Source organism: Microbacterium sp. DMC48, from assembly GCF_056313825.1.
Window position 1 is genome coordinate 723,603 of record NZ_JBQUZN010000003.1, and the last position, 24,061, is coordinate 747,663.

21 protein-coding genes and 3 tRNA genes are annotated in these 24,061 nt (G+C 67.6%); 5 read left to right on the plus strand and 19 right to left on the minus strand.

Annotated features, from left to right (window positions below; translation table 11 throughout):
* Positions 1-63: 63 nt before the first annotated feature.
* From ACT53O_RS03370 to tilS, 11 genes are all read right to left on the minus strand, one after another.
* Positions 64-765: a DUF2520 domain-containing protein gene (locus ACT53O_RS03370; RefSeq protein ID WP_036318981.1), complete on the minus strand. Its 702-nt coding sequence runs from the start codon at positions 763-765 to the stop codon at positions 64-66.
* A complete protein-coding gene (locus ACT53O_RS03375) occupies positions 762-2,369 on the minus strand; it encodes a PH domain-containing protein (RefSeq protein ID WP_476151329.1) in 1,608 nt (535 codons plus the stop codon). The genes ACT53O_RS03370 and ACT53O_RS03375 overlap by 4 nt, the downstream gene beginning before the upstream one ends.
* Entirely contained in the window at positions 2,366-3,013 is a 648-nt protein-coding gene (locus tag ACT53O_RS03380) for a PH domain-containing protein (RefSeq protein ID WP_294943320.1), read from the minus strand. Before ACT53O_RS03380 ends, ACT53O_RS03375 begins: the two co-directional genes overlap by 4 nt.
* Complete coding sequence (locus tag ACT53O_RS03385) at positions 2,958-3,452, minus strand: DUF3180 domain-containing protein (protein ID WP_036318985.1); 495 nt, start codon at positions 3,450-3,452, stop codon at positions 2,958-2,960. Before ACT53O_RS03385 ends, ACT53O_RS03380 begins: the two co-directional genes overlap by 56 nt.
* A complete protein-coding gene (gene folK / locus ACT53O_RS03390) occupies positions 3,449-4,042 on the minus strand; it encodes a 2-amino-4-hydroxy-6-hydroxymethyldihydropteridine diphosphokinase (protein ID WP_476151330.1) in 594 nt (197 codons plus the stop codon). The genes ACT53O_RS03385 and folK overlap by 4 nt, the downstream gene beginning before the upstream one ends.
* Positions 4,039-4,413, minus strand: coding sequence for a dihydroneopterin aldolase (folB, locus tag ACT53O_RS03395; protein WP_476151331.1), 375 nt, complete (start codon positions 4,411-4,413; stop codon positions 4,039-4,041). Before folB ends, folK begins: the two co-directional genes overlap by 4 nt.
* On the minus strand, positions 4,410-5,234 hold the full coding sequence (gene folP, locus ACT53O_RS03400; RefSeq protein WP_476151332.1) for a dihydropteroate synthase: 825 nt from the start codon (positions 5,232-5,234) through the stop codon (positions 4,410-4,412). The genes folB and folP overlap by 4 nt, the downstream gene beginning before the upstream one ends.
* On the minus strand, positions 5,231-5,821 hold the full coding sequence (folE, locus tag ACT53O_RS03405; protein WP_476151333.1) for a GTP cyclohydrolase I: 591 nt from the start codon (positions 5,819-5,821) through the stop codon (positions 5,231-5,233). The genes folP and folE overlap by 4 nt, the downstream gene beginning before the upstream one ends.
* 9 nt (positions 5,822-5,830) lie before the next feature.
* The gene (gene ftsH, locus ACT53O_RS03410; RefSeq protein WP_036319004.1) at positions 5,831-7,840 is read right to left on the minus strand and encodes an ATP-dependent zinc metalloprotease FtsH; all 2,010 of its coding nucleotides are present in this window, start codon (positions 7,838-7,840) and stop codon (positions 5,831-5,833) included.
* Between the two features lie 127 nt (positions 7,841-7,967).
* On the minus strand, positions 7,968-8,519 hold the full coding sequence (gene hpt / locus ACT53O_RS03415) for a hypoxanthine phosphoribosyltransferase (RefSeq protein WP_112932321.1): 552 nt from the start codon (positions 8,517-8,519) through the stop codon (positions 7,968-7,970).
* A gap of 32 nt (positions 8,520-8,551) precedes the next feature.
* Positions 8,552-9,550, minus strand: coding sequence for a tRNA lysidine(34) synthetase TilS (gene tilS / locus ACT53O_RS03420; protein WP_476151334.1), 999 nt, complete (start codon positions 9,548-9,550; stop codon positions 8,552-8,554).
* 172 nt (positions 9,551-9,722) lie between these two features.
* Between tilS and ACT53O_RS03425 the strand changes: the two genes are divergently transcribed.
* Positions 9,723-10,256 (plus strand): inorganic diphosphatase, encoded by a 534-nt coding sequence (locus tag ACT53O_RS03425; protein WP_135948694.1) that lies wholly within the window; start codon positions 9,723-9,725, stop codon positions 10,254-10,256.
* Positions 10,257-10,321: 65 nt separating this feature from the next.
* Here the strand turns inward: ACT53O_RS03425 and ACT53O_RS03430 are convergent, their stop codons facing one another.
* Positions 10,322-11,716: a peptidoglycan DD-metalloendopeptidase family protein gene (locus ACT53O_RS03430; RefSeq protein ID WP_476151335.1), complete on the minus strand. Its 1,395-nt coding sequence runs from the start codon at positions 11,714-11,716 to the stop codon at positions 10,322-10,324.
* 271 nt (positions 11,717-11,987) lie between these two features.
* On the opposite strand from ACT53O_RS03430, the gene ACT53O_RS03435 reads away from it, so the two are divergent.
* From ACT53O_RS03435 to ACT53O_RS03445, 3 genes are all read left to right on the plus strand, one after another.
* Positions 11,988-12,060, plus strand: a tRNA-Glu gene (locus ACT53O_RS03435).
* 27 nt (positions 12,061-12,087) lie between these two features.
* Positions 12,088-12,161, plus strand: a tRNA-Asp gene (locus tag ACT53O_RS03440).
* A gap of 81 nt (positions 12,162-12,242) precedes the next feature.
* Positions 12,243-12,315 (plus strand) — tRNA-Phe (locus tag ACT53O_RS03445).
* A gap of 79 nt (positions 12,316-12,394) precedes the next feature.
* Here ACT53O_RS03445 and ACT53O_RS03450 read toward each other — a convergent pair.
* Entirely contained in the window at positions 12,395-13,537 is a 1,143-nt protein-coding gene (locus ACT53O_RS03450; RefSeq protein WP_476151336.1) for a tyrosine-type recombinase/integrase, read from the minus strand.
* Between the two features lie 168 nt (positions 13,538-13,705).
* Between ACT53O_RS03450 and ACT53O_RS03455 the strand changes: the two genes are divergently transcribed.
* Positions 13,706-14,416 carry a hypothetical protein gene (locus ACT53O_RS03455; RefSeq protein WP_476151337.1) on the plus strand — a complete coding sequence of 237 codons (711 nt, stop codon included), beginning with the start codon at positions 13,706-13,708 and terminating at the stop codon, positions 14,414-14,416.
* 151 nt (positions 14,417-14,567) lie between these two features.
* Here ACT53O_RS03455 and drmB read toward each other — a convergent pair whose 3' ends face one another.
* From drmB to ACT53O_RS03485, 6 genes are read right to left on the minus strand one after another with little or no spacing between them, the layout of a single operon-like run.
* Positions 14,568-16,493, minus strand: coding sequence for a DrmB family protein (drmB, locus tag ACT53O_RS03460; protein WP_476151338.1), 1,926 nt, complete (start codon positions 16,491-16,493; stop codon positions 14,568-14,570).
* A complete protein-coding gene (locus ACT53O_RS03465; protein ID WP_476151339.1) occupies positions 16,490-18,700 on the minus strand; it encodes a helicase-related protein in 2,211 nt (736 codons plus the stop codon). Before ACT53O_RS03465 ends, drmB begins: the two co-directional genes overlap by 4 nt.
* Positions 18,697-19,992: a hypothetical protein gene (locus tag ACT53O_RS03470; RefSeq protein WP_476151340.1), complete on the minus strand. Its 1,296-nt coding sequence runs from the start codon at positions 19,990-19,992 to the stop codon at positions 18,697-18,699. The genes ACT53O_RS03465 and ACT53O_RS03470 overlap by 4 nt, the downstream gene beginning before the upstream one ends.
* Positions 19,989-21,698, minus strand: a complete 1,710-nt coding sequence (locus tag ACT53O_RS03475) for a nuclease-related domain-containing DEAD/DEAH box helicase (protein WP_476151341.1) — start codon at positions 21,696-21,698, stop codon at positions 19,989-19,991. Before ACT53O_RS03475 ends, ACT53O_RS03470 begins: the two co-directional genes overlap by 4 nt.
* Positions 21,686-23,218, minus strand: a complete 1,533-nt coding sequence (locus ACT53O_RS03480) for a hypothetical protein (RefSeq protein ID WP_476151342.1) — start codon at positions 23,216-23,218, stop codon at positions 21,686-21,688. The genes ACT53O_RS03475 and ACT53O_RS03480 overlap by 13 nt, the downstream gene beginning before the upstream one ends.
* Positions 23,215-23,679: a hypothetical protein gene (locus tag ACT53O_RS03485; RefSeq protein WP_476151343.1), complete on the minus strand. Its 465-nt coding sequence runs from the start codon at positions 23,677-23,679 to the stop codon at positions 23,215-23,217. Before ACT53O_RS03485 ends, ACT53O_RS03480 begins: the two co-directional genes overlap by 4 nt.
* Positions 23,680-24,061 lie beyond the last annotated feature (382 nt).

The window sequence follows — 24,061 nt, forward strand, 5'->3', positions numbered from 1 at the left end:
AATCGACGTTCCAGTCTATCGAGGCCCGCCCGCGCGCCTTCCGGCGCACCGCGACCCGCGCGGTCAGCCGCCGAGGACGTCGTCGATCAGCGGCGACCCGTCCTGCAGCGCCCGGTCGACGGCGGAATGCACGAGCGCCGACAGGTAGCGTCCGGGTTCCTCGATGCCCGCCGAGCGCAGCAGCGACGTCGATTGGCGGACGACGGATGCCGAGAACGCCGTCGCTGTCGCGATGGCCTCGCCGTAGGCGGCGCGGTCGGCTTCGGCGACGACGACGGGCTCGCAGCCCAGCTCGACGGCGAGCGCCTGCGCGATCGGCAGCACCGCGGCCGGCGCCGTCACCGCCGCGAACGCGTCCTGCAGCTGGCGCAGATCCATCGAGCTGCCGGTGAAGGTGACCGCCGGGTGCACCGCGAGCGGAATCGCCCCGCGGCCCGCCGCAGGAGCGAGCACATCGGTCCCCCACGCGGGATCGGTGTGCAAGACGAGTTGCCCGATCTGCCAGCGATCGAGTTCGGCCAGACCGGCGACCAGGCTCGGCAGCTCGTCGTGCGGAACGGCGATCACCACGAGCTCGCTGCGACGCACGATCTCGTCGGCGTCGAGCACGGGAACCCCGGGCAGAATCGCTTCGACCCGGTCGCGGTCGGAGCCGGCCGTGATGCCGACGAGGGCGTGTCCGGCGCCGGCCAGGGCCGCCCCGATGACGGGACCGACGCGTCCGGCGCCGATGATCCCCACTCCCAGTCTGCTCGCGCCGCTCATGCGCGTCCTTCCTCTTGGTCGGTGGTCGCGATCGTGATCGGCACCGGCGACGCCGGGGGCGCGGCATCCCACCGGTGCGAACGGTCGCTCGCGGCGGCCGTGATCACCGCTCTTGCGGCCCGCTGCCACACCGCGACGGCGTCGTCGCGGTCGAGTGCCCCGACGGCGCCCGGCACCTGCCCGGCGACGGTGTGCCCGGTGAGTGTCGCCGCCTTCTGCGAACGCCCGAGCGGCCCCTGCGACAGCGCCACCGACTGCAGGCGCGCGAGCGGCAGGATCACCAGCGAGCGCCAGATGAGACCGTGACGAAGCAGAATCGCGTCCTCGGTGAGCAGCACCCCGTTGCGCCGCCACGACAGCGGGCGCAACCACCACGCGCGCCGCGGCGTCGTCACGTACGGGTCGCTCGCGTCGTGCGGGCCGAGCAGACCGTGCACGACCAGCTCCTGCCACTGCGCGGCCGAGATCCCGGGAAGGAACAGGCGCATCACCCGCTCGACGTCGTCGCGGGTGCCGACCGGCAGCACATCCGCGAACTGCTGCGACTGCGCGTCGCTGGCCGAACGTCCCGAGAGTCGGTTGACCCGAATCGACCACCAGCCGCACCCGCGCCAGAGCAGCGGCTGGCGGATCTCGAACGCGTGCACGCGGCCCGGCGGCAGCGTCTCGGTGATGGTCGTGAACAGTCCGAAGGTGATCCGCACCCCCGAGGGCGTGGGGGCGATCGAGTAGCGCAGGGCGCGGGTGATGGTGCGAAACCAGTAGGCCGCGAACCCCAGCACGGCCGGCACCAGGGTGAACAGCACCCAGGGCGTGCCCACGACGGCGCCGACGATGATGGCGGCGGCCAGCACCAGCAGCCACAGCGTCGACCCCGACAGCAGCCGTGAGCCGATGAGCCTCCCCGGCGGGATGTGCACGACGGATGCCGGTTCGGCCACGGGCTGTTCGGCGCCGTCGATCAGCCCGGTGAGCGCCGCGCTGACGGTGGCGACGGCGGCCCGCCCGCGGGGCATGGATCCCGCGGCATCCGATGCCCGCGCGAGTTGGCGGCCGGAGGCGAGGCGAAGGATGTCGGCGCGCACGGCCTCGGCGTTGGAGGTCGAGAGGTATTCGAGCTTGACGTTGCTGTCGAGTCCCGCGCCGACGACCTCGAGCTTGGCCGCGCCCAGGAGGCGCGCGACCATCGGGCGGGTCAGGTTGACGCCCTGCACCCGATCGAGCGGCGCACGCCGATGGGTGCGGAAGAAGATGCCGCTGCGCACCTCCACGTCGTCGCCGGTGATGCGGAACGTGTGGAAGCGCCACGACAGCCAGAAGCCGCCCAGCAGGAGCAGCAGCACGGCCAGCACCGCCAGCAGCGCGAGCAGGATGAGGTTGTTGCTGACGACGTAGTCGACGGGGTCGGCCTCGTAGCGTTCCAGGTCGGCGACGGCGGGGAAGAGCCAGCCGATGATGCGGTCGCGCAGGTTCGTGATGACGATGCCGAGCACGACCACGAGGAACAGCCCGCCGCGCAGCACGGGTGTGAGGGGGTGCAGTCGATGCCACTCGCCGTCGCTGAGCGGCGAGCGCACGTCGGCGACGGCGGCGGGATCGGTCACAGGCCGGTCCGCCGTGTCTCAGCCACCGCGATCAGCGTGTCGCGCAGCAGCTCGGCGGCCGACTGCTGAAGACCCGGGATCACGACGCCGGTGGTCGCCGCAGCGGTCACGAGCTTGAGCTGGGCAATGCCGAAGACGCGGTCGAGGGGCCCGTGGGTGATGTCGACGAGCTGCATGCGCCCGTAGGGGACGGCGACCATGCGCTGCCAGAGGATGCCGCGGCGGAACACGAGGTCGTCCTCGCGCAGCTGGTAGCCGTAGGCGCGGGCCTGGCGCGGGAGGATCACGAGCGTCCAGACCGTCACGACGGTGACGACGCCCGCCGGGATCCACACCCAGCCGAGCCGCAGCAGGAGCGCACCGACGAGCGCCGCGGCGATGACGAGCACGAGGAAGGCGATCGTCGAGATCAGCCGCACCCAGACGTAGTTGCGCGAGAGCTGATGCCAGGTGCCGTCGCCCAGCGGCAGCCGCTTCGTGCTGCGCGGCTCGAGGATGCGGTCGTAGGTGCCCTCGTCGAGCACGCCTTCACCCCCGGTCGTCGATCGAGCGACGCGAGTCGAAACGCCGTCCGCCAGCGAAACGACGTCAGTCGTGGTGGGAGAGTCCGAGTCCGGGTTCGGGAGGTCCGGGGTGTTCGTCATCGTCGTCCTTCCGGATGGTGCAGAGGTGCTCGGCGACGAGTCCCGCCGCGACCAGCACGAGGCCGCCGACGATCGCGGCGATCACCGGTCCTGTCGAGCCTAACGAGGGCGCGACGGGTCGGGTGAGCAGGAAGGCCAGAAGTCCCGCCGCGACACCGGCGACACCGGCACCGACGAGCGTCGACGCCTTCGCCAGCATCGCGATGCGGACGGCGCGGAAGGGATCGACCGGGGCGGTCTGGGCGCCGGCGGTCGCTCGCCGGATCGGCAACGCGAACAGCACGAGGGCGATGCCGAGAAGGACGAGCAGGATCGGCAGCAGGAACGACGGGGTGAAAGTGGGGCGCCCTGTCACCGTCAGCACCTGGTCGACGGCGAAACCCAGGAACACGCCGATCGCGACGGCGGCGACGATCGCGCCCGCGGTGGTGCGCTTCACGCCGCGCCCCCCTCCGGCGCCGGCTCGGCATCCGCGCCCGCCCCCGCTTCAGCCTCCCGCAGCGCTGCGAGCAGATCGTGCACGCGCCCGACGCCGGGCAGCACGGCCCCGGGGTCGACCTGCAGCCACGGCTCGAGCACGAAGGTCCGCTCCCCCGCGCGCGGGTGCGGGAGGGTGAGCGTCGGGTCGGCGGAGCGCACGTCGCCGTAGGCGATGAGGTCGAGATCGAGGGTGCGGCTCTGCCAGCGGAGGTCGTCGACGCGGCGCGGCGGGCGCCCGTGCGCTTCCTCGATCGCGTGGAGGTACCCGAGCAGCACGGAGGGGGCGAGGCGGGTCGTCACGAGCGCGACCGCGTTGAGGTAGGCGGGGGCCTCTTCATCGGGACCGTCCAGCGTCAGAGCCACCGTCTCGATGGGCGCCGAGGCGACGACACGCGTCGTCAGCGGCAGACGCGCGAGCTCTTCGAGGGCCGCCGTCATGGTGGCCTGCCGGTCGCCCAGGTTCGCGCCGATCGCGATCACCGCGACCGTCTCGGCGGAGCTCGGGGCAGGCATGTCGTCGGAGAAGCCCTGCGCGAGGCGGCGGTTCATGCGGGCGCTCCTTCACGAGCGCGACGGATCGTCACGCTCACATCGTCGAACGGCACCGCGATGGGCGCCTGCGGTTTGTGGATCGTGACCTCGACGGCATCCACCCGGGCGTACGCGAGGGCCCGATCGGCGATGCGCTGCGCGACGGTCTCGAGGAGGTCGGCCGGGTCTCCGGAGAGCACCGCGGCGACCTGGTCGGCGAACTCGCCGTAGTGCACGGTGTCGGCCACGTCGTCGCTGCGGGCGGCGTCGGCGAGCGAGAGCTCCAGCACGACGTCGGCGATGAAGACCTGGCCCTCGCGACGCTCGTGCTCATAGACCCCGTGGTAGCCGGTCGCCCGGATGCCGGTGAGGGTGATCCGGTCGGTCATGCGCCTCCTCCGTCGTTCTCGCCGCTCCAGTGCGCCCACACCGTCAGCGCGTCGCGGGTGGCTGCGGCGTCGTGCACGCGCACCGCCCACACGCCGGTCTGGGCCGCGAGCACGCTCGTGACAGCGGTCGCGAGGTCGCGTCGCGGGGTCGAGACCTCTGCGCCGTCGGCAGGCGCCAGCCCCTCCGCGAGGAAGCGCTTGCGGCTGGTGCCGACGAGTACCCGCGGCCCGATCGCGACGATGCGCTCGAGGGCGCGCAGCGCCTCCCAGTTCTGCGGGCCGCGCTTGCCGAAGCCGATTCCCGGATCGAGGATGACCCGCTCGGGGGAGATCCCCGCGGCCGCGGCGGCCTCCACGCGTCCCTCGAGCTCGGCGACGAGGTCGCGGGCGAGGTCGGCGTAGGCGGCATGGGCGTACATGTCGGCGGAGTGGCCGCGCCAGTGCTGCAGGACGACGTCGACGTCGGATGCCGCGACCACCCCGAGCATGTCGGCATCTGCCAGCCCGCCCGAGACGTCGTTGACGATGCGCGCGCCGGCATCGATCGCCGCCTGCGCGGTGCTCGCGTTCATCGTGTCGATGCTGACGAGAGCGCCCTCCGCCGCGAGCGCCGCCACCACGGGCAGCACGCGCGCCTGCTCCTCGGCCGGGGCCACCCGCTCGGCGCCCGGCCGCGTCGACTCTCCGCCGACGTCGAGGATGTGGGCGCCGTCGATGCGCAGCGCCACGCCGTGTGCGATGGCGGCGTCGGCCGCGAGGAAGCGCCCGCCGTCGCTGAACGAGTCGGGCGTGACGTTGACGATGCCCATGATCGCGGTCATGCGGGCGTCCCCGTCACGAGCATCATGATCTCGGCGCGTGCAGACGGCTCGGCCAGCTCGCCACGCGCGGCGATGGTGATGGTCGCGGCATCCGGCTGGCGTCCTCCGCGCATCGTGACGCACTCGTGGCGCGCGGCGAGCACGACGAGCACGCCGCGCGCATCGAGGGCTGCGGCGATGGTGTCGGCGATCTGCTCTCCCAGCCGCTCCTGTACCTGCGGGCGGGCCGCGAGCACGTCGACGACCTTGGGGAGCGCCCCGAGGCCCACCACCTGCTCGCCCGGCAGGTACGCGATGTGCGCACGTCCCGCGAAGGGCAGCAGGTGATGCTCGCAGACGGAGCGGAAGCGGATGTCGCGCAGCAGCACCGCACCGGAGGGCAGCGTGTCGGGCGCCGGCCCGCGCGAGACGCTGATGGTGTGGGCCAGCGGCTCGGCGGCATCCTGACCCACGCCCGAGAAGAACTCGGCGTAGGCGTCGGCGACCCGCTGCGGGGTCGCCTTCAGCCCCGGGCGATCGGGGTCCTCCCCGATCGCGACGAGGATGTCGCGCACGGCGGCGGCGACGCGGTCTCGATCGACGGCCACGTCACGAGCCTAGGCGGTGGCGGGGCGCGCCTGCCCGCTCGGACGCCGCTGCGCCGCGGTCTGCGCCGCGGGCTGCTCCTCCGCGACGGATGCCGCAGCCAGCCCGGCCTCGTCCTGACGACGGGGCACGTCCACCGGCGGCAGCATCGAGACGGGGCGGTCGTCGCTGGAGAGCCACTGCGGGCGCGGCGGCAGCTTCTTGACGTCGCGGAAGATCTCGGCGAGCTCGAGGTGGTCGAGCGTCTCCTTCTCCAGGAGGGCGAGGGCGAGCTTGTCGAGGATGTCGCGGTTGGCGTTGATCACCTCGTAGGCCTCGTTGTGGGCCTGCTCGATGAGATCGCGCACCTGCTTGTCGACGCGCTCGGCGATGCGCTCGGAGAAGTCGCGGCCGTGACCCATGTCGCGCCCCATGAAGACCTCGCCGGACGACGAGCCGAGCTTGACGGGTCCGACATCGGTGGTCATGCCGTACTCGGTGACCATCTTGCGGGCGATGCCGGTGGCCTTCTCGATGTCGTTGCTCGCACCGGTGGTCGGGTCGTGGAAGACGATCTCCTCCGCGACACGGCCGCCCATGGCGTAGGTGAGCTGGTCCTGCAGCTCGTTGCGGGTGACCGAGTACTTGTCCTCCAGCGGCAGCACCATCGTGTAGCCGAGGGCCTTGCCGCGCGGGAGGATGGTGACCTTCGTGACGGGGTCGGTGTTGTTCATCGCCGCCGCCGCGAGGGCGTGACCACCCTCGTGGTACGCGGTGATGAGCTTCTCCTTGTCCTTCATGATGCGCGTGCGACGCTGCGGACCGGCGATGACGCGGTCGATGGCCTCGTCGAGTGCGCGCATGTCGATGAGCTGCGCGTTGGAGCGCGCCGTGAGCAGCGCGGCCTCGTTCAGCACGTTCGCGAGGTCGGCACCGGTGAAGCCGGGCGTCTTGCGCGCGATGACGGCGAGGTCGACCGAGGGCGAGAGCGGCTTGCCGCGGCCGTGCACCTCGAGGATGCGCTGGCGACCCTTGAGGTCGGGGGCATCCACGCCGATCTGACGGTCGAAGCGGCCCGGGCGCAGCAGCGCCGGGTCGAGGATGTCGGGACGGTTCGTGGCGGCGATGACCAGCACCGAGGCCTTCGGGTCGAAGCCGTCCATCTCGACGAGCATCTGGTTGAGCGTCTGCTCGCGCTCGTCGTGACCGCCGCCCATGCCGGCACCGCGGTGGCGGCCGACGGCGTCGATCTCGTCGATGAAGATGATCGCCGGCGCGTTCTCCTTGGCCTGGTTGAACAGATCGCGCACGCGGCTCGCGCCGACACCCACGAACATCTCGACGAAGTCGGAGCCGGAGATGGAGTAGAACGGCACGCCGGCCTCGCCGGCGACGGCGCGCGCGAGCAGGGTCTTACCGGTTCCGGGAGGGCCGTACAGCAGCACGCCCTTCGGGATGCGGGCGCCGACCGCCTGGAACTTCGCGGGGTCCTTCAGGAAGTCCTTGATCTCCTGCATCTCCTCGATGGCCTCGTCGGCACCGGCGACATCGGCGAAGGTGACCGTCGGGGTCTCCTTCGTCACGAGTTTCGCGCGCGACTTGCCGAACTGCATGACCTTGCTGTTGCCGCCCTGGGCCGCGGAGAAGAAGAACCAGAAGAGCAGACCCAGCAACAGGATGGGGATGAGCAGCGACAGCAGGCTCTCGAAGAAGGTGGTGCGCGGGACGACGTCGTTGTAGCCGTCCTTCGGGGTCGCGGCATCCACGGCCGAGACGACCTCGTTGGCGCGCGCGCCGACGTAGTAGAACTGCACCTGCGTGGCGCCCTGGAACGGCGCGGACAGGGTCATGTCGACGCGCTGGTCGCCGTCGGTGTTCGTCACCTGGGTGACGGTGCCGCCCTTCAGGAGCGTCAGGCCCTCCTGCGTCGTGATCTGCTTCGCGCCCGTGAGCGTCGAGATCAGCGACATGCCGATCAGCAACAGGGCGCCGATGAGCAACACGTAGACGAACGGGTTGCGGCTGAGCTTCTTGAAGTCCATGATCCGCTCAGGCTACCGCGCGGCGACTATGGGGCGTCTGTGCATTCGCCACAGGCGAACCGGGAGCGGCCGCGCACCCCCCCGGTCGTTGAGCGAGCGCAGCGAGTCGAAACGCCCTGCGCTGCGTTCAGCTGTAGACGTGCGGCGCGAGCACCGCGACGTCGCGGAGGTTGCGGAAGCGCTCGTCGTAGTCGAGGCCGTAGCCGACGACGAAGTCGGTGGGGATGTCGAAGCCGACGTAGCGGCAGTCGATCTCGACCTTGGCCGCCTCGGGCTTGCGCAGCAGCGCGAGGATCTCGATCGAGGCGGCGCCGCGTGACGCGAAGTTCTCCAGCAGCCAGCTGAGGGTCAGGCCCGAGTCGATGATGTCCTCGACGATCAGCACGTGCTTGCCGGTGAGGTCGGTGTCGAGGTCCTTGCGGATCTGCACGACACCGCTGGACTTCGTGCCGGCGCCGTAGGACGACACGGCCATCCAGTCGATGACGACGTCGCGGCGGAGCTTTCGCGAGAAGTCGGCCATCACCATGACGGCGCCCTTCAGCACACCGATCAGCAGCAGGTCCTTGCCCTCGTAATCGGCCTCGACGCGAGCGGCGAGCTCACCCAGCTTGTCGTGGATCTGCTCCTCGGTGACGAGGACGGTGGACAGCTGGTCAGCGATGTCGGCTGCGCGCATTCCTCGATTTTAGGCACGGATGCCGCGGCACCTCAGTCGGCCGCCGTGAAGACCAGACGGGTGCCGCTGCGCTGGGCGCGGCATCCGGGCAGGTCGATCGGGCCCTGGCCGCGCCAATCGGTGACGAGCCGGGCGACTTCGAGGGTCTGCACGCGGGTGAGGCTCACGCCGAACTCGCTCGCGACGACGTGGCGGATGATGCGATGGCGCAGCGCGGGCGGGTTGGCCGCGAGAGCCGGCACCGACACGGCGATGCCGGCTTCGGCGTGCTCGACGATGTCTTCGATCGTCTCGTCGATCATCTCGGCGAAGGCCGCGGCATCCTCGCGCAGCTGATCGCTCGTGCGGGCGAGCGCCTCGGCGACGCCCGGGCCGAGTTCCGCTTCGAGCACCGGCATGACGTCCTGGCGCACGCGCACGCGGAGGAACCGGCGGTCGAGGTTGTGCGGGTCCTCCCACGGCGGCAGGCCCGCGGCGGTGCACGCGGCGCGGGTGGTGGTGCGGCGCACGTCGAGCAGGGGGCGCAGGATGCGGATGCCGCCTTCGACCCGGTCGGGCGACATGCCTCCGAGGCTCGCGGCACCGGAGCCGCGAGCGAGGCCGATGAGGACGGTCTCGGCCTGGTCGTCGAGGGTGTGGGCGAGCAGGATGGCTTCGGCCCCGGCATCCTTCGCGGCGGCGAGCAGGGCGGCGCGGCGGGCATCGCGGGCAGCGGCTTCGGGCCCGCCCTCGGCGCCGACCTCGACGCGGATCACCCGGGCAGCCAGCCCCCGCTCTTCGGCGACGGCGGCCGCGCGGGCGGCGACGCGGTCGGATCCGGGCTGCAGTCCGTGGTCGATGATCGCCGCGGATGCCGCGACCCCGGCTTTCGGCGCTTCGAACGCGACCGCGTCGGCGAGCGCGAGCGAGTCCGCGCCGCCGGACAGACCCACCAGCAGGGGGCCGGTGACCGTGGCGAGGGCCGCGCGCACCGCCCGGCGGATCTCGGCGACGGCGGGGTCGAGGCTGGGGCGGTGGTCCACGGCATCCACGCTAGCGACTGGCCGCGTTCACAACTCCGCCTCAATGGGGGTAGCGGCGCCCCCGAGGGCGGATCCAGGCCTCTGAGGCGGAGTTGCGCACGTGATGACGGCGGAACGGCCACCGGGCCTGCCGACTAGGCTGGATGCCGGCATCCACCAGACCCTCCGAAGGAGAACCAGCATGGGCGCATACGACGCCGTCATCGAGATTCCGCGCGGCAGCCGCGTGAAGTACGAGGTCGACCACGGCACCGGCCGCGTGTTCCTGGACCGCGTGCTGTTCACGCCGATGGGCTACCCCGCGAACTACGGCTTCTTCGAGGACACCCTCGGCGAGGACGGCGACCCGCTCGACGTGCTGCTGCTGCTCGATCGCGACCTGTACCCGGGTGTCATGGCCAAGGTGCGCCCGGTCGCCGTGCTGAAGATGCTCGACGAGGCCGGCGGCGACGACAAGGTCGTGGCGGTGCTCGCGAAGGACCCGCGCTGGTCGCACATCCAGGACGTCGACGACCTCGACGAGTGGACCAAGGGCGAGATCGGCCACTTCTTCGAGCACTACAAGGACCTCGAGCCCGGCAAGTGGGTCAAGGTCGACCAGTGGGCCGGCGCCGAAGAGGCCGAGCGCCTGGTCGCCGAGGCGTTCCAGCGCTTCCAGGACGAGGGTGCGCAGACCGCCACCCAGGGTGAGGGCCACGCCCCCAAGACCATCTGAGACCTGGTCTCACACGCGAAGAGCGGATGCCGGTCGGCATCCGCTCTTCTGCGTTGCAGCACTCGTCAGTAGACGTTGATGCCGTGGTCGTAGAGCACGGGTGCCGGGTCGATGCGCACGCCCTGCCAGTACACCTCGAAGTGCAGGTGGCAGCCGGTGGAGGCGCCGGTGTTGCCGACGTGGGCGATGAGGTCGCCCGCGTTGACCCACTGACCGACGTCGACGTTGTAGCCGCCGTTGACGATGTGGGCGTAGCCGGTGACGACGCCGCCGCCGTGGTCGACCTTGACGTAGTTGCCCCAGTCGCCGGTGTACTGGGCCCACACGACGCGGCCCGAGGCTGCGGCGTAGATGGGCGACCAGCAGGAGGTGGCGAAGTCGATGCCGCGGTGACCGCCGCTGGTGCACACGCCGTTGCCGCAGACCGAGCCGCGGTTGCCGAACCACGAGCTGATGTAGCCGGATGCCGGGCGCACCCAACCATCGGTGCCGGGCGTTCCGCCACCGCCGCCTCCTCCGCCGCCGCCGCCACCGCCACCGTTTCCGGCATTGGCGGCGGCCTCTTCGGCGGCCTTACGGGCGGCCTCGGCGGCCGCGGCCTGCCGGGCTTCTTCGGCCTTGCGCGCGGCCTCGACGCCGGCCTGGTAGTCGGCGACCGTCTTGGCGGTCTGGTCCTGGAGTGCGGCGAGCTGCGCCTGGAGGGTGCCGAGGTTCTTGTCCTGCTCGGCGAGCGCGGCCTGGGCAGCGGCGGCGGCATCCTGCGCGGCCTGCATCTTCTGCTGGGCTTCCTTCTGCAGGCGGTCGCGCTCGTCGCGGGCGAGCTTGGCCTTGTCGCTCAGGCTCTGGGCGTTGTTACGGGCGCTGACGGCGTCGGCGTAGACGCCGCGGTTGGCCGCGACCAGCCGGTCCATCGTGCCGAGCTTGGCGAGCAGGTCGTCGGCGCTCGCGGCGGAGCCGGAGAAGAAGAGCTCCATCGACGGGTCGCTGCCGCCGGCACGGTACTGCTGAGCGGCGAGGCGGCCGAGCTTCTTGGCCGACTCAGTCGCGCGGGCCGACTCGTCGTCTGCCTGCTTCTGCAAAGCGTCCGCATTGTCGGACGCGGTCTCGAAGTCGATCTGCGCCTGCACGTATTCGTTGGCGAGGCGCTCGGCGTCGGCCTGCTTCGCGGCGACGTCGGCCTGCAGGGCGGCGATGAGGCCCTGGATGCGGGTGACTTCGTTGGCCTTGGCCGCTTCGTTGTTCTTGGCGTTCTGCACGTCGTCCCACGAGGGGTAGTCGGCAGCGAACGCGGACGGGCTGAACCGCAAGCCGAAGGCGCTGACGGCGCCGAGGCTCAGCACGCCCAGGCCGGCCAGTCCCAGAGCGGATCGGCGGCTCATCGGGCCGCGCAGGCCCGCAATCTCTGTGGCGGTCGGCGCGCAGCCGCAGTCTTCCGCCGAAGCGGCCTTCTCGGTCTTCACCTCGAACCTCCGTCTTTCACGCGCGTCGACCCCCGCCATCCCGCGATGGCAACACACGTCACACTAACAACATTCGTCACATTCGCCCAGGGGTTTCTGGTGATGAAACCGCTGGGAGACCGGGGCAATTCGGAGGCTCGCATGTACCGCGCCCGCGGCCATCCTGCCCCGCGGAGAGCGCGCGGCACGGCATCCCACGCCCTCGATTTCCGATTTGCTGGATGATCTCTTATGCTTGAGCGTCGGTAAGAATGAGCCTCCGGGTTCGCTCGGCCCCATCGTTTAGCGGCCTAGGACGCCGCCCTTTCACGGCGGTAGCACGGGTTCGAATCCCGTTGGGGTCACTCTCCGACAGACAACTGAATACGTATGGCCCTGTAGCGCAGTTGGTTAGCGTGCCGCCCTGTCACGGCGGAGGTCGCGGGTTCAAGTCCCGTCAGGGTCGCTCCGAGCGACGGGCCCTTTTCTTTCGAGATCGAGGGCCCTTCGTGTAGGACGCGGCAGATTCTTCAAGCGGATGCCGCGCGGCTCTGTAGCTCAGTTGGTAGAGCGCACGACTGAAAATCGTGAGGTCACGGGATCGACGCCCGTCGGAGCCACTGGGACCCTCGTGTGGCTTCTACGCACGGGGGTTTCTTCATGTCTCGTAGTCAGCCACCCCGCGAAAGCCCCGCACATTCAGCGAAGACGCTCAAGGTGCTCCTGCATGAGATCCGCCGCCCGCCTGCTGCCGCTCTGCTTCGACATGTAGACGTCCATCGTCAGGCTCGGGTTCTGGTGCCCGAGGTACTCGGCGATGTCCCGCGGGCTGAGCCCAGCGGCGTCGAGCGCGGTCGCCACGGTCTTCCGGAAGCTGTGTGTTGTGAGCTCCGGATAGCCGAGCGCCTCCCGCCGCTCGCGAAGCTCGCGCTGCGCGTTTGAGGGGTCTCGCCGGCGGAGCAGGACGGTCGGGAAGACGAGCGATGTCGCCGCGCCGAGCCGTTCTTTCTGAGCCTTCAGCATCGTCAGTGTGTCCGCCGGCAGCGGCGTCGTCCGTGAGGCGGTGCTCGTCTTTCCGTAGGGCTGGCGCACGACACCCTGCTTCGGAACGCGCACGGCGATCGCTTCCATCCGCGCGGTCCCCTTCTCGAGGTCGACCGACTCCCATTCGAGCGCGCATACCTCTGCGATCCGCCACCCGACGGACAGCATGAACGTGATCATGTCGACCATGTCACGCTCGATCAAGACCTCGTCGGCGCGCACCTTCGCGAGGAACGCCGGCAGCTCGTCGAGCGGGATCGCCTCGGAGCCCTTCTTGCCCGCCCTCGTGATGAGGTCGAGCTCCTTCACCGGGTTCCGCGGGATCGCACCGTTCCGAACCGCCATGCCGAGCATCCCCGACAGCACGGACCGGCAGTTCTTCGCCGCCCCGTGGCCGTGCTGCTTGTGCACCGCGCTGAGGAAAGACTGCAGCTGCGCCGGCGTCGCCTCCGCCGCCGACAGATCGCCGATCTTCGGGATGATATGAATCTTCACCGCCGACCTGTAGGTGATGAGCGTGCCCGTCGATCGACCCGCGCCTTCCTTCTCCTCCAGAAACCGAGCAGCCAACAGCCGGAGTGGAGTGGTCGGTTTCAGCTCGCTCCCCCGCCCGTTCTCGACGGTCTTCAGCGCCTCGCGCAGCTTCGCTTTGGCCTTCGCTTCCGACACGTCGAACCGCTCCACCTGGCGCGACTTGCCATCCGAGAACCGGTAGCGCGCCCGCGCACGCCATTTGCCACCCACCTGCACCGTGTGGATCTTGCCGTAGCTTCCGATCGGAGTCCTAGGGCGCACCATCGGTCAGCCTTCTTCCGCGGCCGCACCCACCGCGTCGTTCCCCGAGGCCTACACGGTTCCGTCGGTGAGCGTGTCAGGCTCGATCCTCTTCCTCCGCTGACCCTCGACCGCCGGGAAGGATTTCGGCAAGTATCTGAGTTAGAACGGGAAAGCCGATACACTCGGCGGGTGCCCATCACTCCTCCGCGACGCGGCTACCAGGCCTACGACGGGCTCATCACCGCGGACGACCTGCCTGAAGACTGGTACCTGCCCGACCGGTTCCCCGGCGAGCGCGAGGACGACGCGAGTAACGAGATCGACGCCCTCCTCGGCTACGACGACTCGCTCGTCACCGACGAGCAGCGCCAGTCGCAGGCGGCGTCCGACGAGAACGAGACCGTCGACGGCCGCTGGCGCTACATCGAGCACACTGAGACCCACACCCGCGTCATGATCCGGCTCCAGCGGCAGATGTTCGCGGTCCCCGAGGAGGTGCGGATCACCGGGGTCATCTATCTGCCGTGGCGCCCCGGCGACCCCATCACGAGCCGACTCCTGCGCGAGCTGCCGACCGCCCGCATCGAGGCCGCGATCAACAAGCGCCTATTCGCCATGAAGCGCGCGGAGACGATCACCGGCGGCAAGATCGTCCTCCCCTCCGGCCGCAAGGTCAGCGAGCGCGACCTGCTCAAGCCGCTCGGCGACCCGAAGAAGACACCCGACTTCTACGAGCTGGTCGCCCTCCAGCACGGCCGCCTGACGCGCGAGGGCGACCGCAACCCGAGTGCGACGATGGCGCAGATCAACGACGTCGCGCTCTCGACCGCGCAGGGGTGGGTGACCAAGGCACGGGATCGTGGGCTGTTGCCGCCAGGGCGGCGAGGGCGGGCAGGGTAGTCAAAGGGGAGGGAGTCAAACTCGATCAGCTCCTCCCGCCCACAGGGCCCTGAACCTGTGCTCTGGCCCGTGTTTCCGGGCCTCGCGGAGGGTCACGCCGTCCATGTTTGTTGCCGTTCTGGTGCCGCGGTTGCGCGCTTCGGAGGCGGTATCAGCCGGTGAACGTGTCGGAGAAGTAGCCGAGGTTCGGGTCATCGAGAGTGCCGACCACAAGCCCTCTGTCGAGGAACCGATTGAACTCCTCGCAGCTCGTCTCGGGGAGCAAGCCGCAGGCGTGACACGCGGCGAGATTGCACGAGTCCGGCCCCTGGCCGTTCTTGCCCGCGTCCATGCACACAGGGTCCGTCGAGCACCAGTGGGCGTCAGCCAGGGCAGACGCAAAGACTTGGCGCAGGTTGTCCGGGCGGGCCATGCGAACGAGGCCGCCCATCGTTCCTTCGGAGTCACCTGCCGCAGTGTAGATCAGTGCCCCGGCCATGTTCCGTTCGGTCGACTCGGAAACGTAGAGGCGCTCTCGGAGCGACGCGGAGCTGTAACCGCAGGCAAAGATGAGCTCGTTGATGAGTAGATGAGACACCGTGTGCAACAGCACAAACCGTGGGCTGATCGTCCGCCCGAGCAGCCCGCGCTGACTCGCGACCGATCCGTAGTGATCGGTGAGCAGCTGGGCGCGGGCTTGGACCTCCGCACGCCCCTCCCAGGCCGCGAGCCTCGCGCCGTCGAGCTCGAAGTAGATTCCTTCGCCCTTCACCACGTAGGCCGGGAGCCAGTCCTGCGCAGGCGTCAGGCTGGTTCGCCTGAGCATCGCCTTCCCCTCGGTGAGTTTCAGCTCTCCGTCACGCACTCGTGTGAACCCTCGCAGCGCGCGCGTCTCGCGAAGGACGTCTACCGACCTCACGCGGGAAAGGTGGCTTGTCAGATCAGCGTGAAGCCCCGGGTCGGAAGCTGCGAGGAAATCGTCCTTTGGCGTCTCGCGGATCTTCACATATTCGGGGTGACGCCAGATGTCGTCGCTCGTAAGACTCTCCGCGTCAACCGGAGTCTCGGCCGACTCCTCCCCGCTGTTCTCGCCAATACCGAACTGATCCTGATACGCCGCCAGTAGCTCTTCGTCAGAGATGGGAGCAAAGAGCTCGGGTGGGACGTTCCGCTCCAGCAGTTTCCGCAGTTGCCCGCCGGACACCTCATCCAGCCCCAACTGGAACACGTTGTTGAAAGTCGTGCTCACAGCAGGATGTCGAAGCAACTGATGGACCTCCTCGCTCACGGCGCCTTCGCGCCGAGGAAGATAAATGGAGGACTCCACCTTCGGGAAGTAGACATTTCCCGCCGCGCGCAAGGCGCCACGAATCGGCTGATCACAGACGCCATCAAGCTGTGCGAGCCATGGCCGAGCTCCACCGCAGAGATAGGGCTGGTCCGGCGACACAAGCTGATCGCTCAAGTTCGTGTGCTCTTCGCCATTCTTGTCGAACCGCGCCTCGGTGACCCCACGAAGTGAGCGCTCCTGCTTGCAGGCGTCACACGTCACGACCTGTCCTTCGAGCCCACCGCCTCCGCGCGACACGAGGCGGAGCGTGCCCGTACACGACGGGTTAGCGGAACGGTGTACCCACTTGTCGAATGGGAAGTCATCCAGGTGCCCACGGGTGCAGATTGCCACGAACGGAACCTGCGACATCTTCGGCTTGTACTTCTTATCGGCATGTTCCTTGTCATGACACTCCATGAGCGTCTTCATCGTGAGCTTGCTGAGTTCCAGACGCTTGCAGTAGATACAGAACGACCATCGCGGGAAGCGAAGCACAGGAACAGTGAGTCGAACATTCCGGAGGTCGCTACCCTGAGCCGACGGCCTGTAGTCCGGGGGTAGCCGGAACTCAGACACCTTGAGCCGGGACTCAAGCCGCCAGTCGTGTTCCTGGTATTCCTCCATCGCGAGAGCGCTCTGATCGACGACTTCATACCAGTGATCAAGGCCCGCGGTGATGACGGAGGTCCCGTTTACGAGCACACTCATGGCACCGACACCGAACGGTGTCACCAGTTGCGCTCGGCGCATCGCTCCAGTGCTCATGCAGGTTCCTCCGCTGCCGTGTCCGCGAACAGGTACGCCTGACTGATCTCAAGACGGCATTCGGCATCGACGTTCCGCATACTTGTCGGCACGTCCCAGATCGTCGCGCGGCGGTCAAGATCAGGCAGCGTTCCTGCGAACCGCATAAGTCCTTGCAGTGGGTCACCGAATGGAGCAGGGTTTGCATCCCACTCGGTGCGCTCCCACCCTCCCCACTGCCGGGCGCGATCACGCGCAAACCGATCCAAGACGGGGACCTCGTCCGGCTCCGCGATCTCCGCTCGCTCCCGCAGCAGCCGAACGGCCTCATCGTAAGCAGACAAAGGGAACGGGTCAGGCCCAAGCGTCTCGGGCGAGGTCTGCCGAACATAGGCGACGGCGGCCGCGTGGAGTGCTCTGCGAAGGACAGGCATGGCGAATGGGGTGACGGAAGTCGGCTCCACTTGCGCGTAAAGCTGCTGATGGTAGGTGCGGAAGCGCTCGTAGTGACTGCGATCGCGTGGTTTTGCGGCCCCGTAGATGGTGATGACCAGCCCAGGGCTGACCTCCGGTTTCCGGCCGACTCGACCGCTCACCTGGATGTACTGGGCTGTAGTTTTCGGCTGGCCGACGATCGTCATCAGGGCGAGTCGATCGATGTCCACACCTACCTCGATGATGTTCGACGCCAGGCAGATGTCGAACGCTTCCTGGCGCTCCTTGCCGACGGCGTACTTCACCTGAAGTTGCTCGATCGCTTTTGGAATCTCGTCTGAACGACGCCGCGACGTGAGCTCCATCGTGCGATGCGGCCAGCGAGGGTCGATGCCGTCGCGTCGCCGGAGTCCAGTGAGGTAGTCCGGAATGTCGGACTGGACGAGCGAGACCGTGTTTCCGAGCTCTCGAAGCGAGTTGAGGAAGTTGAGGTTCGTCCAGTAGCCGTCCCGGTCCTCCTCCGGGATGTCGACCGCGGCCTGAAGGGTTGCGGCTGCGACTCGGACCTGGACAGTCTGAGTGGAGCCCAGCGATGCGCTCATGACGCCGATATAGCGTCGCCCTGGCTCCGGGGTGCCGTCGGCGGACGTCGCTGGTTCAGCAAAGAAGGAGCGGCCTTCCTCGAGACCGTGCGGCGGGAACAGCGCGACGGTCTCCCTGCCGAACAGTCCCTTGATCTGGTCCTCATAGCGCCTGACCGTCGCGGTGGAAGCGATTATCTTAGGCAACACAGGGCTTGCGCCGCGACGATCAGTGCAGAGTTCGTCGATCACCGGCTCGTAGAGACCGACCATCGAACCAAGAGGGCCGGAGATGAGGTGCAGCTCGTCCTGAATGATCAGGCTGGGTGGAGACACCTCCCGAGCACCGCTTGCACCCAGACCAAAGACATTCCGTGCTCGCGGTCGCCACGCCATCATCGCGAACTTGTCGACGGTCCCGATAACGATCGACGGTCGAACTTCGTAGATATCGTCGTCGACCACATGGACAGGCAGACCAGCACGGCGTGAATACTTGCACTCACCGTCAATGCAGCGAAGCACGACCTTGCCCGCCGCTTCCTCGTACCCGATCGGTTCCTGTCCGCCGCCCTTCTTAGGCTGCGGGCCCATCTGTGCACCGCACCAGGGGCACCTCAGCAGAAGGAAAAGGTTCTGTTCGTGAGGCCTTCGACGCAGAGACCGCAAATTGTCAAGTGCCTGCTTCCAGGTATTTGGCGTTGAGCTGCCACCCAGCCAAATCCCGATCCCAAAGGGAGCAGCACCGAGAGCGTCAGAGTTCTGCTCCCGAATGTCTTCGAGCACGCAGACCAGCGATGCAGCACGGAGGAACTGCTGCGCCGTGAGGAGACGCAGGGTGTATCGCATGAGGGTGTCTGTTCCTGCGTCTCCGGGGTTGCGGAGCCGCCGGGAAAGCAAACTGACGGCGGCCGCGCCAAGGTACGCCTCTGTCTTGCCACCACCAGTGGGGAAGAAGATCAGATCGACGTCGCTGCGAGTCTGGCGTTCTGGCTCAACGAGTTCGGGCAGCACCGCAAGTAAGAACGCAATCTGGAATGGACGCCAGTATCCCCGGCCAGTCGGCACTGTGAGCGCGGGGTGCGCTCCCTCGACTCTCCAGCGACCATCACCGCTCTGCTTGGCCTCGCGCAGCTCGAATCCGGATCGGACCTGCTGGAGCAGCATCGCCTCGTTTGCCCAGCGAAACGCTCGCGCAGCTCGATCATTCACTGCACGAGTTTCCAGCCTGTTCGCATCCGCGTCAGCGCAGCTCGTGCTCGACGCATGTGCTCACTCGCGGCGTCCTGATAGCGCGGAAGCAACTCGGGGATCTCGGCCTCTCGCCGATCGATCCACTTCTCATACTGACTGAGGACAAGCTCCACTTGGGCGGCGCCGTCCTCGTTACCACTTGCCAGGGCAGCCATACTGACAGCCACCGGCTGCAGCTTGCCATCGACATCGAAGGCAGGGTTCCCGTCATCGTCAGACAGGTACACGTTCGGTGAGAGGCTGACGACCTCATACGCAGGCAGAGCCGCGGCCCGCACGAACGGCACAACTCCATCGGCGTTGACTGCCCCCCACTCGGCTGCACAGCCATGCCCGATCGCATAGGTGCGTTGGTTCCGGTAGAGGAGGTCAAGCGATCGCTCCTCCTCGTCCCGATCGGGCAGCTCAACCTCTGGATAGGGGACGATGTCAGCGTCGCCGACAGTCGACACCTTAAAGCCAACCTGAAAGACCGCCGCAGACGGGCCGGAACCAGGGGAATCATTGACGACTGCGACGGTTACGATCCTGAGAGCCGGGTCGTCCGCCCCAGGGATCGGACGACTGAACACTCGCACCGCAAGAGGGACAACACCTTCGCCCCTCAGGAGCATGACGTCAACGACTTTGAGCCGATTCGTCTCCCGCAGAACCGTACGACCCGAGATCGTGCCGACCGCCTCGAAGGGGCGCCTGACCCACCAATCGACTGGTCTAGCGACACCTGCGATGTGGACCGTCAGCTTCTCGTATCTCGCTCCGACCACCTCAACGGTGAGGGCTCCCGCGTCAGCCATGCGAGTCTCAAACGAGACGGCCATCGCCGACGGCTTGAACGTGTTGGCATCCGTAAGATCGAAGTCATCCGAGTCAGCGATATCGTGACGGACGTGGCCCTGAATCTCGACAGGCGGCCCAATCAGGTCGTCCTCAGAGAGCGCTATACCGGTGACTCCGTCGAGGGCGTCGGAACCCTCCTCGACGGCGCTTTCCACCGGCGAGCCGCCGACGGTAGCGCCCGCGAACAAGACTCCGACGCCGTAGCGCTTGAGCGGGGTGCCGCTCGTGAGAATCTCCTGGCCGCTGTCCGCATCATGGAACTGGCCTCGGGAAGCCTCCTTCTTCTCGAAATGCACGACTCCGGCGTTAATCGTCAGCGGCTGCCCCCGCATGGGATCACCGTCGAGGGGGCCGAAGAGCTCGCGCCGTAGGGCCGCCTCAACGGTCTCACGGGCTTCGATTCCGCTCATGCCTCACCTCCAATCAGTCGCCGCAGCGTCTTCGTTTCTACCAGGGCGGTGAGGCGATCCGTCGCACGTGTCAGCCCGACGTAGACGAGCGCATCAAAGTTCGACCCACCCGAGTCGTCAAGGTCAGTGACGACGACAGCCGGCGCGTCCAGTCCCTTGAACGAGTGGATGGTGGCGTAGCGGAGCCGTCCCTTGATCGGCTTCGACCCGTCTGCGGGACTCAGCACTTGACGAAGCCAGGGGTCGGATGTGCTCGCAGCGACAGAACTATCGGCAAGCGGGCTGAGCACGACGATCTCTGTCAGATCGAAGCCTTCGTCGCGAAGATCGCCTACGATCTTCCGCAGTATGGCGGCCTGGTCCTCGCCGCGGACGTACTTGATGATCGTCGGATCGATGCCGTCGTCCGATCGTCGAAACTCCCTGAACCCGGGAGCGAGATGTCCTAGAAGATTGACCTGATACCCGATGCGGGGAAGGTTCCGGCAGTTCTCAGACAGTCGGAACGACGCCAGATGCGGCGCTCGGGAGCGAAGCACCTCCCGTGCGCGCTCGCTGCCATAGATCGCCTGACGTTCAAAGTCACCGAACATGAGCACCCGACCGTTGCGCAGCCCGCCCTTGACGAGCAGATCGAGGAAGTCGAGGTACGTGTCGGTCGCGATGTCCTGAATCTCATCGACGATGAGGAAGTCCCCGACCTCCTCCGCGCTCTGCTCAGCAAGGCCCTCAAGCGCCAGCTCGGGCAGCGCTCGATTCCAGAAGTCGCTATCAGCGTTTGCCGGCGGGCCGCTCATGTCGGCGAGCCGGAGCATCTCCTTGTGCAAGGTGCCCACGCGTAGCCCGACGATATCCGAGAGCTTCTCGCCGAGGCTGTGCCCAAGCAGGCGGTTGAAGCATAGAAGCCGCCCCGTTCGCCCTTGAGCGACCTCCCGCTGAGCCGACTCGGCGGCAAGGAAGGTCTTGCCCGTTCCGGCAGGGCCGGTAAACAAGACGCCTCTGTTGTCGGCGGCTGAGTCCAGTGCGCGGTACTGCTCTTCGACGAACTGTGCGAGCTGACCCTCTCGCGCTTGTCGGCGGTCCCCAGCAGTCATCACGACCTCGAACCGCGGGCGAAGCGTGGCAACGATCCGTTCAGCGTTGGCCTGGTCCGGGCCGAATCCGCCAAAGCCGAAGTACTTGATCGCGGAGGCGAGGTGCTGCGCTCCCTCTCTCATGACTCGTTCAACCGCTTGAACTGCGCTCGGCAGATCGCTCGAATCGAGCACCTGCCACGAGTGCCACTCCGGTGAGTCGGGCAGCGTCGCTCGCGCACGCACTCCTGTGAACCACACGGCGTGCAAGATCGGGACATCCCGCAGCTCGACTCGTTTACTCAGGAGATAGTCCCGGATGCTATGCATCGCCTCCTGTGCCTGCTGAAAGGGTCCTCGCACTGTCGGAGGGTCCTGACCGAGGCGCCAGGCGCCATCGGAGCTACGCGCGACCGACAGGTGCGACTTCACCTCGATCACCACCAGCCCGGCATCGGGCGCGACAATGACGAAGTCCGCCTCACCTTCGACTTGTCGCTCATGCTGCGCGATCCCAAGTGAGTGCAGCACCGTCCAATGCTCAGCCCCAGCTACATCTCGCAGCGCCGCGAAGACGGCCTTCTCCCCTGGAGGCGCGGACTCGGCGCAATAGGCCGGGATCATTCGAGCCATTGAGCACCCTCGTCAGCAAAGGGCACGCGAGCGTCGTGGCGGGCGATCAGCTCCGTAAATGGCGCGATCGCGAGGACGCGGGTAACGAACATGCCCCGAAAGCCCGACTCGACAATATCGAGCGTCATGTGACCAACGCGCTCGAGCTCGTGAAGATCCGCGACATCCGCTGCCGCTTCCAGCCGGTCACGCAGCTCCCGAGTGGCTCGGTGCACTTCGTGTCTCAGCAACGAGGCGTTCCCAAAGTACGGCTGCACCGGTAGCCCCAGCCAGCCGAGGAGCCGCTCGAAGTCACCATCGCTCTGCGGACGGATGACGTGCGGCGATGTCCAAGCGCGGACCTGGCCGGCCGCGCGAACCCCGAGTGCACGCAAGGCGCTTTCGGCGTCGCGGGCGCTTCTCCCCCTGAGCCGCTCAATCAATGCGGACTTCCAGGACGCCTGCGACTCCTGGATTACTGACGCGCGAGGGCCGATTCGCCCAAATGCTCGCGCGTGGAGGGACTCGCGCTCAGCCTCACCTTCACGCAGAAGCAGGTACGTGCCCGGAGCGACCGCGGACACATCGGAATAGCCAACGCGCTCGCCGGGCGGCTGTGTCGGATCAAGCGCACGGATGCGCTCACCATCGTCATCAAGCCAGATCGCGCGATTCCCCGAAAGAAGGACTTTGCGCGCCTCCACCTCGTCCGCGTTCGGCGCGCGGTCCTCACTCACCCGACTCCCCCAGACCGGCTGCGGAAGGAGGTCCTCCTCTGGGATCGGCTCGGTCTCCGACGTCGCAGGCTCCGGCAACGCGGGCAGTGGATCGCCAGCCTCGACGATGCGCGCCGCGACCTGGATGCCGCCCTCGGCATACTGTGCGATCGCCGACCTCGGGACAGTTCGATCGCCGAACCACGCCGGGAGGATGAACGTGACCTCCAGTGTGCGGGGGGCTGTGACCGCCGCCGACTTGAAGAATCGCGGCGGACCCACGAAGTAGGCGATGTCTTCGGAAACATCGACGCGCTCAAGCTCGCCTAGCGTGAGAACTCGTGTGCCAAATGAGCCAAGCCATTCGCCCAGGGCTTCTCGCGATCGACTGCTCGCAGCCACGACAACTGCCGATTCCGGGCCTACCTCAGTCAGCGACTCACGCAGTACGGCGCCCATGAGTGGGTCACGGGTGCAGAGAGCAGCCGCGGCGTCAGCAATCTCTCGCAGCAGCGCGTCTTCGTCGACGGCGCCGATCAGCTGCCGGGCCTGACGACCCACCTCGCCCGCGGCGGCCGTGAGCTGGGCATTGCGTTCGATCGGCATGGGATCGGTGATTAGGTGCCAGCGCAGTGCTTTCGCGGCACCGGCGAGGTGATCCCAGACCCCAGGCCCATCCCTCTGGATCAGCCGGGACAGGCTGCGGGTGGCCGAATCGAACCTCGCGCCGCGCTCGTCCCGAACGGTGATGATCTCAACGCCATGCCGCACCAGCGAAGCCGAGGCCGCGTATCGCTGATCAAGTCCGATCATCCGGGGCGTCATAGCGCCACCGTGAATCCGAGTGCCTCGATTCCCGCAGGCGGAGTCCAGCCCAGCTGAGACGACAGCGCGAGCGGCTCCCCGCGCGAGTTTCTGAGTTGTACGACCTGTTCCGCTGCGCTCTCGTCTGCAATCGATCGATCGAAGACACACACGACGACGGGGCTGAGAACATCATTGAGATACTTGATTGCGCCCTGGCCGTCCAGAATCGTGAGTAATACGTCGTCGGGCAGCGGAAGCTGGTCGGCAAAGCCCGAAGACGAGTAGATGCGTGAGAACCAAGTCGCCGACTTCTCAGTCCTTGGGAGAAGCAACGATGCCAAGGAGTCCCCATCGCCATCATCGCCGCGAGCTAGAACGGCTTCGAGGTCGTCACCGATCCAGCTCTTCGTTCCCACAATTGCAAGGTCGGCCGCGGGTGCAACGAGACGCCGCACCCAGTCTCGATCGACCCCGCTCATGCGACCGATGCTCCCGACTTGCGGGCGAGGCATTTTCTCTGCCGGGTCGCTCTCTGCCACGGGTGCAACGGCCTCAAGTCGATCAACGGCCCAGTGACCCGCCAAAACAACCCGCGCCGGCGTGCGGCTTTCATCGAGTCCCTGAAAAGGCCCCGAGATCACGTGTGTCGCGTTCAACGCGCGGTAGTTGCCTCGCGGCAGAGCTCCTCGAAGCACTGACAACGGATCATTCTCTACCTGAGCGGGCGGCCTTCCAAGAGTCCACCCGACCCCAATTAGCACCGCGGCGTACTCGCGGCTTGGAACCGAAACCGCGACGATCAGCTGACGGTCGGCGAAGGTGTCCGCCTTACGCGCAAGTCGTGTCCCAAGCGCGAGGATC